Raw genomic sequence first — 11,690 nt, forward strand, 5'->3', positions numbered from 1 at the left:
AGTGCTCGGCTGTTTACTGCAGCCGACGCAATCAGGGCGTGCTTCGCCAGCCGGCGATACCGGTGGCGATCATCCTCAACTGCTTGACGGCGAGGCGGCGGATGTCTTCGGTCGCCTCGGTGCTCTGCGAGTCCTCGATGGCCTCCGCGATCACGATCATGGCGTTGACGAACAGGGTCGCCAGCACGTTGAGATCCTCCGTGGTCCACTTGTTCAGCCCGGGGAATCGGGCCAGGTCGGTGGCCAGTTCGGACGTGATCAGCCGGATCTCGGTGCGAATCGCGTACCGCAGCACCGACAGGCCGCTGTTGCGCTCCCGGCCGATGAGCCGCCAGTGTTCGCGCCTGTCGGCGACGCTGGCGACCAGGATCTCGACGGAGGACTCGATCACCCGGTTCGGGTCGAGCTTCCCGGCGCGCGCATCGCGCAGGGTGTCGCGCAGGCTCCGAAAAGATTCGTCGATCAAGACCAGGCCCAGGGCCTCCATCGACTCGAAATGCCGGTAGAACGCCGCCGGAACGATCCCGACCTCGCGGGTCACCTCGCGCAGGCTCAGACTGGAAAAGCTGCGGTCCTGCAACAGCTTGAGTGCCGCGGCGATGATGGCCCGACGAGTCGCCTCCTTGCGCTCCTCGCGCGACTGGCTTTCGCGCGATCGCTCGCGGCCAGAGCCGCGCCCGCGTGAGCTAGGAGTACGGCCGTTCACTGTGTGAACCCTACCACATGCAGGCAGTAAACCCTTGACTGCGTGGGTGCCGGGAACGCACGGTGTACATATGTTCACTCAAACCGCACAAGCTTCTGGCCGAGTCCTCGCGCGGACTTTTCGGCAGCGCGTAATGGGTTCAGAGCTGTTGGACCTGCTGACCGGTCCGCACGGCGTCGACCGTTACACCGAACTGGTGGCGCCGACCTGGACGCTGGGCGAAGCCCGCGCCAAAGTGACGGACGTGCGCCGGACCACCCCGCGCAGTGTCACCCTGACCCTGACCCCCAACGACACCTTCCTGTCCGCTCACACCCTGAAGGCCGGCCAGTACGTCAACCTCACTGTCGAGATCGACGGCCGCCGGCACTCCCGGTGCTATTCGCCCGCCAATGCCGAAGGGACGGCGAGCCTCGAGTTGACCATCGGTCGGCACGAGGGCGGCCTGGTCTCGAACTACCTGTACGAACACGCCCACCGTGGCATGGTGGTCGGTTTGACCGGCACCGGCGGTGACTTCACGTTGCCGGCACGCGGACCACGGAGCCCGCAGCGCATCCTCTTCATCTCCGGGGGTAGCGGCGTCACTCCCGTGATGGCGATGGCGCGCACCCTGCTCGCCCAGGGCCATTCGGGCGAGATCGCCTTCATTCATTACTCCCGCAAGCCCGCCGAGGCGTGCTACCGCAACGAGTTGGCCGCGATGTCCGCGGTGCGGGTATTGCACGGCTACACCCGATCGCACGACGGCGACCTCACCGGGCGTTTTGGCCCTGAGCATCTGGCCGCCGCGATGCCGTCCCCCGATGCGGTATTCGTCTGCGGGCCAACGCCTCTGGTCGAGGCCGTCAAATCGCACTGCGATAACGTGTACACCGAGAGCTTCGTGCCGCCGGTCTTCGACGCGCCGACGAAGCCGTCAGGTGGACGAGTCACATTCTCCGACAGTGGTGTTGACATCGTGGACGACGGGCGGTCGCTGTTAGAACAGGCCGAATCGGCGGGCCTGTCACCCGAAAACGGATGCCGGATGGGCATCTGCCACACCTGCACGCGCCGCAAAACCGCCGGCACCGTGCGCAACCTGGTCACCGGTGCGGTCTCGACCGCTCCCGACGAGAACGTGCAGATCTGCGTGTCCGTTCCGGTCGGTGACGTGGACCTGTCGCTCTAAACCGGCCATTACAGCTCACAAAACGCTTGGAGGACAAGCAATGTCGAACGACAAAATCACCCTGACACGCGAACAGGCCGACGCATTCGGCCGCGAACTCGACGCCATCAAGGAACGCGTGATGGCAGAACTCGGAGAACAGGACGCCGACTACATCCGCCGCGTCATCAAGGCGCAGCGTGCGCTGGAAGTCGGTGGCCGGGCGCTGCTGTTCGCTGGATTCCTACCGCCGGCATGGTTGGCGGGCACCACGATGCTGGGCCTGTCGAAGATCCTGGACAACATGGAGATCGGCCACAACATCATGCATGGCCAGTACGACTGGATGCGCGACCCGGCGATCTCCGGTCGCACCTTCGAGTGGGACACGGCATGCCCGGCCGATCAATGGCGGCACTCGCACAACTACATGCACCACACTCACACCAACATCGTGGGGATGGACCGCGACATCGGCTACGGAATTCTGCGGATGAGCGAAGATCAGCGGTGGCAGCCGTACTTCCTCGGCAACCCGGTCTACGCTTTCCTGCTGATGGTGCTGTTTCAGTACGGCGTTGCGCTGCACGAGCTCGAAACCGAGCGCATTCGCTCCGGTGAGATCCGGCTCGAGGACAAGCGCGAAGTTCTTCGGGCCATCTGGAAGAAGACCCGCCGGCAGGCCCTCAAGGACTACGTCGCCTTCCCGCTGCTGGCGGGACCCTTCGCGCCGTTCGTCTTCACCGGTAACCTCACCGCTAACCTGATGCGCAATGTGTGGTCGTACATGATCATCTTCTGCGGCCACTTCCCGGACGGGACGCAGGAATTCACCGTCGAAGAAACCAAGGACGAGTCACGCGGCATGTGGTACTTCCGCCAGGTCCTCGGCTCGGCAAACCTGACCGGCGGCAAGTTCTTTCACCTGTTGTCCGGCAACCTGTCACACCAGATCGAGCATCACTTGTTCCCCGACATGCCGGCCCGGCGCTACTCCGAGATCGCGTCCGAGGTGCAGGAGATCTGCGAACGCTACGGCATCCCGTACAACCGCGGTCCGCTGCTGCGCCAGTTCGGCACGGTCGTCCGCAAGATCGTCCGGCTGACCTTCCCCGACTCGTGGGGACAGAGAGCCGGCGCCGAGAAGTCCCCCGAGCGCGAGCCGGTCGCCGCCTAAATCCACGCGGTCCCGGCATTGCCTCGCGCCGGTACAGGGGCACAATGAGGTCCGTGGAATGGACCGGCGCGCGCTATGCGGATACCCCGACAGTGGAAGCTTCGACGTGGGTCGACGCCGACCCGGCCCGGGTCTGGAGCCTGGTCTCCGATATCGCGCTGATGCCGGCGTTCAGCAACGAGCTGAAGGCCGTGGAATGGGCCGAGGGATCGGAAGGCCCGCGGGTCGGCGCCCGCTTCATCGGCCACAATGAGCATGACGCGTTTGGGCAGTGGACCAGCACCTCGCAGATCGTCTCCTGCGACCAACCGCACGAATTCGCTTGGGCCGTCGGCGAACCCGACAACCCCGCGGCTATGTGGCGATTCCGGCTGGCGCCCCGCGACGGCGGCACCGTCCTGAGTTACTGGATGCAGATGGGGCCGGGGCGCTCGGGCCTGTCGGTGGCCCTCGAGTCGATGCCGGACAAGGAACAGAAGATTGTGTTCGTGCGGTTGCGCGAGTTCGAGGGCGCGATCGAAAAGACGCTGGCAGCGATCAAACGGCTGGCCGAACACGGAGTGCGTTGATGCGGACGGCCACGACGGTCGAGCTGTCCGGTGCCGGGAGCGAGGTCGCTGAGGTCACGGCGTTGGTCGTCGAGGCGGAGAAGCTGGGGCTGGATGTCTGCTGGGTGGCCGAGGCGTGGGGTGCGGATGCGCCGTCGGCGCTGGGCTACCTGGCGGCGCGGACCGAGCGGATGCTGCTGGGTTCCGGCGTCCTTCAAGTCGGCACGCGGTCACCGGTCATGGTCGCCCAGACGGCGATCACGCTGTCCAATCTGTCGAACGGGCGTTTCCTGCTCGGTCTGGGCGCCTCGGGCCCGCAGGTGATCGAGGGTCTGCACGGTGTCTCTTTCAGCCGACCGCTGGCACGCATGTCCGAAACGATCGACATCGTGCGGCTGGCGTTCGCCGGGGGGAAAATCTCTTATGCAGGAGAGGAATTGGAAATTCCCCGGCCCGGCGGTGAGGCGGTGCCGATGCGTTTGTCGACCCATGCCGAGCACGCCATTCCGGTGTACCTGGCAGCCCTGTCGCCGGCGATGCTGCGGTTGACCGGACGCGTCGCCGACGGCTGGCTGGGCACCAGCTTCGTGCCCGAAGGCGCGGGCGACGCCTACTTCTCCCACCTCGATGAGGGGCTGGCGGCCGCGAACCGCACTCGCGCCGATGTCGACATCTGCCAGGGCGCCGAAGTCGCTTTCGCCGCAGACGAAGACGAGTTGCGCGGCATGGTCGCGGTCCGCAAGAAAGAGCTGGCCTTCAGCCTCGGCGGCATGGGGTCGTCGAGCACAAATTTCTACAACCGGGCCTACAGCCGGCAGGGTTGGGCAGACGTTGCCGCCGCGGTGCGCGAGCGCTGGCAGCGCGGTGACCGGGACGGCGCGGCCACCTTGGTGACCGACGAGATGGTGCTGGCCACCACGCTCATCGGGACCGAGGCGATGGTCTCCGCGCGCCTTGCCGTATGGCACGACGCCGGAGTCAACACCGTGCGGCTGTATCCCGCGGGTGACACCCTGGACGCCAAGCTGGAGACCTTGGGCCGGGCGATCGAGCTGGTCCGAGAGACTGCCTGACTACGCCGAACGTGTACTGGTGGCGACTTTTCCGCGGTTTTTTCGCCCTGATTACACGCTCGGCGAATACGATCTGAATTCTAGGACACGTCCGTGGGGGCGTCGGCCGCCTTCACGAGTTTCACTTCGGGTCGCCGCGGCACGCCGTCGGCAAGAAACCACCGAAATGCCAGGTTGCCGCTTGGATAGCCCAGCGTGGTAAGCGAATTCGGGTGCGTCGTCTTGTCGTGGGACAAGACGACCGTCACGGACCCGTCGCTGTTGACGACGGCGCCGTGGCCGTTGAGGGAGCAGCGGGCATCCTGCGCGCCGAAGGTTGCCATGAACTGGTTCCACACCACCAGGTTCCAGAACCTGCATGAGGGCGGCCGGTGCGTGATGACCAGCGCCTCGTCCGCGTCGAGCACGAAGCTGCCGTAGGAGTAGCAGGCGTCGCGTGCCGACCAGCCGAAGTTGGCGTCGGGCACCTGATAGGGATCGGCGAATGCGTTGGCGGCGTGGGCGGTTTCGTGCCCCAGTGCGTGCGGTTCGTCAACGCGATTCCCAACGGCCAGCGGCACGATGGCGAACATGGTCCGCAACCAGGTCGCGGCGGCGCGCAGACTCGCCGCGGTCTCGGCGTCGCCGTGCCGGATCGGGTCGGGCTCGTCGAGCGCCTCGATGTGCCACGTCACCGGACGGCCGGTCAGGGGATCGGCCTGATAGTCGCGGGTCATCAGCACGGCCGCGTCGGGCGTGGCGGGAAATTCAAACGTGAAGTTGCCGTCGGCGTCGATATCGAGATCGGTGTCGCGGACGATCGCGACGACCCGATCGGACCAGGCGCCCGGTGCTGGCTCGTTGTAAGCCGTCACCGAAAAGTACACGCTGTCACCCTTATTCCCGCTGATGCGGTACCGGCGGCCGGGATCGACCGGGCACATGTAGTAGTAAGCATCGGTGTTGTCACCGCCCCAGCGGCGGTCGCGGCGCAACGGCGTGTTCACCGCGACGAACTGTGGCCGGCCCGGTTCGGGAAACAGATAGGTGTCCAGGGCCACGCCCAGGGTGGCGGCGAGCATGCGGTAGCCATCGGCAACGTGCCTGTCGTCGGTGACGGCACGGTCACCCTCGAGGAACGAGTGATCCAGTTCACCAAGCGTTTTCAGCAGTTCCTGCCATGCGTCCGTCGATTGGTGCGTCATGCGCTGATTCCTTTCAGGAGCAACCTGGTGTTGCGATCGACCCACGCATCGTCGAGTTCGGTGGCGCGGGTGAGCAGGGCTACCAGCGTGACGCCGGCGATGGTCTCGGCCAGTTCGGCGGCGGTCACATCCGACCGCACCTCGCCGCGCGCCGCGGCCGCCGCGAGCCAGTCGGAGAGGCCGCCGCCGATGACGCCGGCGAACCGCTCCAGCAGGGCCGAATGCAGCGTCGGATCCGCGGCCATCTCGCCGATCAGACCCGGAAGCGCCGCCCTGGCGGCCGGTGTGGTGAGGAAAGTCATTGTGCGGCGGACCATCTCACGCAGACCATCGGGAACGGACCCGCTATCGGGGATGGCGGTGCCGGCGCCGATCGGGAACACCGCCTCGTGCACAAGGTGGGCCTTGCTAGGCCAGCGGCGATAAATGGCGGGCTTGCTGGTGCCCGCGCGCTCGGCAATGGCGGAGACCAATAAGCCCGGGTAACCGGTTTCGGCCAGCAGTTCGACCGTCGCGCGAAGCACCGCAGCGTCGATCCGGGGATCACGGGGTCTGCCAAAATCTACGACCATTACGAAACTCAGAGTAACATAACTCGCCGTGAACGTTCGCCTCGACGACCTCGCCTCGCCCCGATTCAGCGCCGAGGGTCAGCAGCTTCTGGACATGATGGCCACCATGGCGCCGGAGTGCCCGCTGGATTCCGGCGCGCTGCACGCCAAGGCCAGCGCCGACACCGGCCTGCATGATTTCGGGCCGAACGATTACCGCGAGCGCCTCGAGGTCTATCTCGCCGCGCTGCGCGAGATCGGCGGCCTCCACGCCGCCGGGGTGGTGAACTTCCACGGACAGTTGCTGCAGGTGCTCAAGAACCGGCTGCTCTTGGCGGACCTGCTGAGTCGCCATCCCGAGATCAACGGAATCGAGCTGCGCTCACCGGTGGTCATTGCCGGGCTGCCCCGCACCGGCACCACGCACCTGCACAACATGCTGGCCGCGCCGCCGACCTTTCGCACCATGCCGTACTGGGAAAGTAACGAGCCGTTCCCGATGCCGAATGAAGTTGGCGTTGAACCGGATCCGCGGCGAGCCCGGATGGATGTCGCGGTCGGGGTGATCAACATGGTGATGCCGCATTTCGCGCTCATGCACGAGATGACCACCGACCACGTCCACGAAGAGATCCAATTGTTGGCCAACGACGTGTCCACGATGCTGCTGGAGACGCTCGCCGAGGTGCCCCGCTGGCGCGACTACTACCAGGCTCATGATCAGACGCCGCACTACGAATACCTGGCCACCCAACTCCGGGCGATGCAGTATCTGCGCGGGGGACGGCGCTGGCTGCTCAAGTCGCCCCAGCATCTCGAGCAGGTGCCCGTCCTGGATCGGGTGTTTCCCGACAGCATCGTGGTATTCACCCACCGCGATCCCGTACCGGTGGCGCTGTCGATGATCGCGATGATCACCTACTCCGCCCGGATGCACCGCTCGCCGGTGCCGGTGAAGCAAATCGCCAATTCGTGGATCGACCGCCTCGATCAGATGCTCAGCGCGCTCATGCGCGACCGCGACACCATTGGACCGGATCGCTCGATCGACGTCCGGTTCGACGACTTCATGGCCGACGAACTCGGCGTGACCAAACGGGTATACGCCCTGGCCGGCGAGCCGTTCACCGACGAGGCGCGCGCGGCCGTCGGCGACTACCTCGCGGGCCACCGGCGCGGCCGACTGGGCAATGTCGAGACGTCGTACGAGATGTTCGGGCTGGACGAGGGCAACCTGCGCGAGCGCTTCGCGCCGTATGTCGAGCGCTTTCTGGCCTAAGCCTTTCCGAGGCACTACGTTCTCAATGCATGGTCACTATGCCCAAGCTGGACGGTGTCGAACACAGGTACGTCGATCTGGGAAACGGCGTCGCGATCCACGTCGCGGACGCCGGACCGGCGAGCGGGCCGGCGGTGATGTTGGTGCACGGGTTCCCGCAGAACTGGTGGGAATGGCACGCGCTGATCGGGCCGCTGGCCGCCGACGGCTACCGGGTGTTGTGTCCGGACCTGCGCGGCTCGGGCTGGAGTTCGGCGCCGCGCTCCAGCTACACCAAGGACGAGATGGCCGACGATCTGGCCGGGGTGCTGGATCGGTTGGGGGTCGCGACAGTCAAGCTGGTGGCCCACGACTGGGGTGGCCCGGTCGCATTCATCATGATGCTGCGTCACCCGGAAAGGGTGAGCGGGTTTTTCGGAGTGAATACCGTTGCGCCGTGGGTGAAGCCGAGTCTGTCGACGCTGCGTAATATCTGGCGGTTCTGGTATCAGATCCCGATTTCGCTGCCGGTCATCGGGCCGCGGGTGATCAGCGATCCCAACTCGCGCTTCGTCAGGATGCTCGGGTCATGGGTCGGTGGTGGTTTCACCCTGCCCGAGGACGACACCCGCATGTACATCGAGTGCATGCAACAGCCCGGCCACGCGGAGGCCGGTTCGCGGTGGTATCGCAGCTTCCAAACCAAAGAGATGCGGAAATGGATGCGCGGCGAATACAACGATGCTCGCGTCGACGTCCCGGTCCGCTGGCTGACGGGCACCAAAGATCCGGTGATAACGCCGGACCTCACCGACGGATATGCCGATCGCATCAATGATTTCGAGGTCGAGCTGGTCGACGGTGTTGGGCATTGGATCGTCGACCAGCGGCCCGATCTGGTCCTGGACCGGGTTCGCGCTTTTCTCGCCGAAAAGTAGATCGGGTGAAGGCTTTTCGGCGTGACGCTAGTCGACGCCGATGGTGACTTCTGTCGATTTGATGAACACGGTTGCCGGCTGCCCGACCTTGAGTCCGAGCTCGGTCGCGGCGTCCTTGGTGACCGACGACGTGACAACCTGATCGCCACCGTCAAGCGTCACCTTCACCACGGCCATCACCGTGCCGAGTTCGACCTCGGTGATGGTCCCCCTGAGCTGGTTTCGGGTCGAGAGCCGCATCGCAGGATCCTCCATGTCAGAACGGGCGGGGTCTGCGGTGAGCTTAGCCCCGCCGGAGCACGGCCGGAATGGCTTGCCACACCTTCATTTACGGGGGCGGGCGGCCCTAATGCCGCGGGCCAAGCAAAGCTACGGATGCATCCACGGCCGGCTCCACGATTTCTCGGACCGGCTTTCCGTCTTCGACCGCAAGTGCGGTCAGCTCCCGCAGGCCGCCCAGCAGGATCACGGCCAATGGCGCGGTCAACGGAGGCAGCTTTGCGCGCCGGAACCCCGGGCTGGCGCTGAGGTCGATCAGCAGGCTGGTCAACAACTGCAGCCCGCGGCGCTGGACCGGCCGAGCGGCCGCACCCAGCGACGGCAGTTCACGGATCCAGCTCAACGTAATGGCGGGCCGGGCCTCGATATATCCGACATAGGCCTCGACCGCCTGGCGGATCTGCACATGCCAGTCGGCCTCGGGGTCGACGGTTGCCGTGATCTTCGCGCCCAGTTTCTCGATGTCGACGGCCAGCAGCTCGAGAAAACACTCTTCTTTGCCGGCGAAGTGGTCGTAGAACGTGCGCTTGGACGTGCGCGCATAGCGGACCACGTCGGCGACCGTGCTGGCGCGGTAGCCGCGCTCGGTGATCGAGGTGGCCAGACCGTCGAGCAGCCGTTGCCGAAACGGATCCGGCTCGGCAGATGCGTCGCCCGCAACCGCATCGGCGGCACTCGCTGTCACCGCTGGTGTCACGCGGGCGCCCCCTTTCGGTAAGTGCGGCACCTTGTCAGGTTTGGTACTTCAGAGTACCGTACGGGGAAGATGCTGCGGTACATCGCCGTACCACCCCGGTGCCGGGGCAGATGTTGGGAGACGCCATCGTCATGAGCCACCAAGTCGCCGCCCCGCCCGCCGCGGTCAACCTGCCTCCGGCGGTCCGAATCCCCAAGGTGCTTCAGGGCCTCGGATTCTCGATGTCGCGGCGCTGGATGATTCAACGGCTGGCGCGCCGCCACGGCAATGTATTCACGCTCAACCTGCCGATGTACGGGCGCGTCATCGCCGTTGGTGACCCGCAGTTGGCCAAGCAGATCTTCACGACCAGCCCCGAGGAGCTCGGCAACATCCAGCCCAATCTGGGCAGGCTGTTCGGCACCGGTTCCGTTTTCGCGCTCGAGGGCGACGAACATCGCCAACGGCGCCGGCTGTTGGCGCCGCCGTTCCACGGCAAGAGCATGAAGAAATACGAAAGCATCATCGAAGAAGAGACGCTGCGCGAGATCGCCGACTGGCCGCAGGGCAGCCCTTTCGCCACGCTGCCGCCGATGATGCGGATCACGCTGAACGCCATTCTGCGCGCGGTTTTCGGCGCGGAAGGCGCCGAACTCGACGAGCTGCGCGAGCTCATTCCGCCATGGGTCACCCTGGGCTCGCGATTGGCGTCGGTGCCGATGCCCAAACGTCAATTCGGTAGGTACAGCCCGTGGGGCCGGTTGACCGAATGGCGACGCCGGTACGACAAAGTCATCGACAAGTTGATCGACGACGAGCGGGCCGATTCGCACTTCGCCGAGCGGACCGACGTCCTGGCGATGCTGCTGCGCACCACCTACGAAGACGGTTCAGCCATGTCGCGCAAGGACATTGGTGATGAGCTGCTCACCCTCTTGGCGGCCGGACACGAAACCACCGCGTCAACGCTCGGCTGGGCGTTCGAGCGGATAAGCCGGCACCCCGACCTGCTCAAGGCGCTCGTCGAAGAGGCCGACAACGGTGGCAGCGAGCTGCGTCAGGCCACCATCTTGGAGGTCCAGCGAGCCAGAACGGTGATCGACCTCGCCGGTCGCCACGTCTACCCCGAGACCTTCCAACTTGGCGAGTGGGTGATTCCGCGTGGCGATTCGATCATCGTCGGAATCGGGCAGATTCACAGCAATCCCGACGTGTTCCCCGATCCCGACCGTTTCGACCCGCAACGCTTCATCGGGAGCAAGCCGTCGGCGTTATCGTGGATCCCGTTCGGTGGCGGTACCCGCCGCTGCGTCGGAGCGGCGTTTGCCAACATGGAAATGGACGTCGTGCTGCGGACGGTGTTGCGCCGCTTGACCATTGAGACGACGGATGCGGCTGGCGAGCGCTGGCATGGCCGCGGGGTCGCGTTCACGCCGAAGGGCGGCGGCCGGATTGTGGTGCGCCGGCGCTGAATTAGGCGCGGTTCGGTTCGCGGTGCGGTTCTGCGGCGCGGCGTCCTATTGGTCGGCGGTCGCACGACGCGGCAGTTTCCACCCGGGGCGGATGAAGTGGCAGGTGTATCCGTTGGGATAGTGCTGCAGGTAATCCTGGTGTTCGGGCTCGGCTACCCAGAAGTCGCCGGCCGGGCTGACCTCGGTCACCACCTTGCCTGGCCAGAGCCCGGACGCCTCGACGTCGGCGATGGTGTCCAGCGCGATCCGCTTCTGGTCCTCGTCGAGATAGAAGATGGCCGACCGATAACTGGCGCCCCGGTCATTGCCCTGCCGGTCTTTCGTTGTCGGATCGTGGATCTGGAAGAAGAACTCGAGCATCGTGCGGTAGTCGGTGACCGTCGGGTCAAAGGCGATCTCGATGGCTTCGGCGTGCGTGCCGTGGTTGCGATAGGTCGCATTGCGGACGTCACCGCCGGTGTAACCGACCCGCGTCGAAACCACACCCGGCTGCTTGCGGATGAGTTCCTGCATCCCCCAAAAGCAGCCGCCGGCGAGAATCGCCTTCTGGTTGGTCATCGTTCGTCCTCCTAACCGGCAACAATGACGCCAGGCTACACTCCGCCGATGAGCTGCAACGGTGCCGCGAAATCATGAGTACGCCGAAGTTCTCCCGCAGCGAACTGGCCGCCGCCT

13 protein-coding genes are annotated in these 11,690 nt (G+C 65.4%); 7 read left to right on the plus strand and 6 right to left on the minus strand.

Going from position 1 to position 11,690, the window contains the following annotated elements; all coding sequences use genetic code 11:
- Window positions 1-31 precede the first annotated feature (31 nt).
- Complete coding sequence (locus VFW69_RS11410; RefSeq protein WP_221044979.1) at window positions 32-706, minus strand: TetR family transcriptional regulator; 675 nt, start codon at window positions 704-706, stop codon at window positions 32-34.
- A 70-nt stretch (window positions 707-776) separates the two neighbouring features.
- On the opposite strand from VFW69_RS11410, the gene VFW69_RS11415 reads away from it, so the two are divergent.
- Genes VFW69_RS11415 through VFW69_RS11430 form a run of 4 tightly spaced genes read left to right on the plus strand, consistent with a single transcriptional unit; the run spans window position 777 to window position 4,657 of the window.
- Window positions 777-1,880: a flavin reductase family protein gene (locus VFW69_RS11415; protein ID WP_526501234.1), complete on the plus strand. Its 1,104-nt coding sequence runs from the start codon at window positions 777-779 to the stop codon at window positions 1,878-1,880.
- A 40-nt stretch (window positions 1,881-1,920) separates the two neighbouring features.
- Window positions 1,921-3,036: a fatty acid desaturase family protein gene (locus tag VFW69_RS11420; RefSeq protein WP_526501236.1), complete on the plus strand. Its 1,116-nt coding sequence runs from the start codon at window positions 1,921-1,923 to the stop codon at window positions 3,034-3,036.
- A gap of 44 nt (window positions 3,037-3,080) precedes the next feature.
- On the plus strand, window positions 3,081-3,605 hold the full coding sequence (locus tag VFW69_RS11425) for an SRPBCC family protein (RefSeq protein ID WP_526501238.1): 525 nt from the start codon (window positions 3,081-3,083) through the stop codon (window positions 3,603-3,605).
- Complete coding sequence (locus tag VFW69_RS11430; RefSeq protein WP_526501240.1) at window positions 3,605-4,657, plus strand: LLM class flavin-dependent oxidoreductase; 1,053 nt, start codon at window positions 3,605-3,607, stop codon at window positions 4,655-4,657. Before VFW69_RS11425 ends, VFW69_RS11430 begins: the two co-directional genes overlap by 1 nt.
- Window positions 4,658-4,737: 80 nt before the next feature.
- Here the strand turns inward: VFW69_RS11430 and VFW69_RS11435 are convergent, their stop codons facing one another.
- Both VFW69_RS11435 and VFW69_RS11440 read right to left on the minus strand, forming a co-directional pair.
- On the minus strand, window positions 4,738-5,841 hold the full coding sequence (locus VFW69_RS11435; protein WP_526501242.1) for a DUF1214 domain-containing protein: 1,104 nt from the start codon (window positions 5,839-5,841) through the stop codon (window positions 4,738-4,740).
- Window positions 5,838-6,413, minus strand: coding sequence for a TetR/AcrR family transcriptional regulator (locus VFW69_RS11440; protein ID WP_526501244.1), 576 nt, complete (start codon window positions 6,411-6,413; stop codon window positions 5,838-5,840). The genes VFW69_RS11435 and VFW69_RS11440 overlap by 4 nt, the downstream gene beginning before the upstream one ends.
- 28 nt (window positions 6,414-6,441) lie before the next feature.
- On the opposite strand from VFW69_RS11440, the gene VFW69_RS11445 reads away from it, so the two are divergent.
- Window positions 6,442-7,671, plus strand: a complete 1,230-nt coding sequence (locus VFW69_RS11445; RefSeq protein WP_526501246.1) for a sulfotransferase — start codon at window positions 6,442-6,444, stop codon at window positions 7,669-7,671.
- 29 nt (window positions 7,672-7,700) lie between these two features.
- Window positions 7,701-8,588, plus strand: coding sequence for an alpha/beta fold hydrolase (locus VFW69_RS11450; RefSeq protein ID WP_526501248.1), 888 nt, complete (start codon window positions 7,701-7,703; stop codon window positions 8,586-8,588).
- A 27-nt stretch (window positions 8,589-8,615) separates the two neighbouring features.
- Here the strand turns inward: VFW69_RS11450 and VFW69_RS11455 are convergent, their stop codons facing one another.
- The gene (locus VFW69_RS11455; protein ID WP_526501250.1) at window positions 8,616-8,828 is read right to left on the minus strand and encodes a TOBE domain-containing protein; all 213 of its coding nucleotides are present in this window, start codon (window positions 8,826-8,828) and stop codon (window positions 8,616-8,618) included.
- Window positions 8,829-8,934: 106 nt separating this feature from the next.
- On the minus strand, window positions 8,935-9,552 hold the full coding sequence (locus VFW69_RS11460) for a TetR/AcrR family transcriptional regulator (RefSeq protein ID WP_526501258.1): 618 nt from the start codon (window positions 9,550-9,552) through the stop codon (window positions 8,935-8,937).
- 143 nt (window positions 9,553-9,695) lie between these two features.
- On the opposite strand from VFW69_RS11460, the gene VFW69_RS11465 reads away from it, so the two are divergent.
- A complete protein-coding gene (locus VFW69_RS11465; protein WP_526501252.1) occupies window positions 9,696-11,015 on the plus strand; it encodes a cytochrome P450 in 1,320 nt (439 codons plus the stop codon).
- Window positions 11,016-11,060: 45 nt separating this feature from the next.
- Here VFW69_RS11465 and msrA read toward each other — a convergent pair whose 3' ends face one another.
- Window positions 11,061-11,573: a peptide-methionine (S)-S-oxide reductase MsrA gene (msrA, locus tag VFW69_RS11470; RefSeq protein WP_526501254.1), complete on the minus strand. Its 513-nt coding sequence runs from the start codon at window positions 11,571-11,573 to the stop codon at window positions 11,061-11,063.
- Window positions 11,574-11,690: the final 117 nt, after the last annotated feature.

Origin of the sequence: Mycobacterium sp., assembly GCF_036273375.1 — a bacterium.
Taxonomy (GTDB): domain Bacteria; phylum Actinomycetota; class Actinomycetes; order Mycobacteriales; family Mycobacteriaceae; genus Mycobacterium.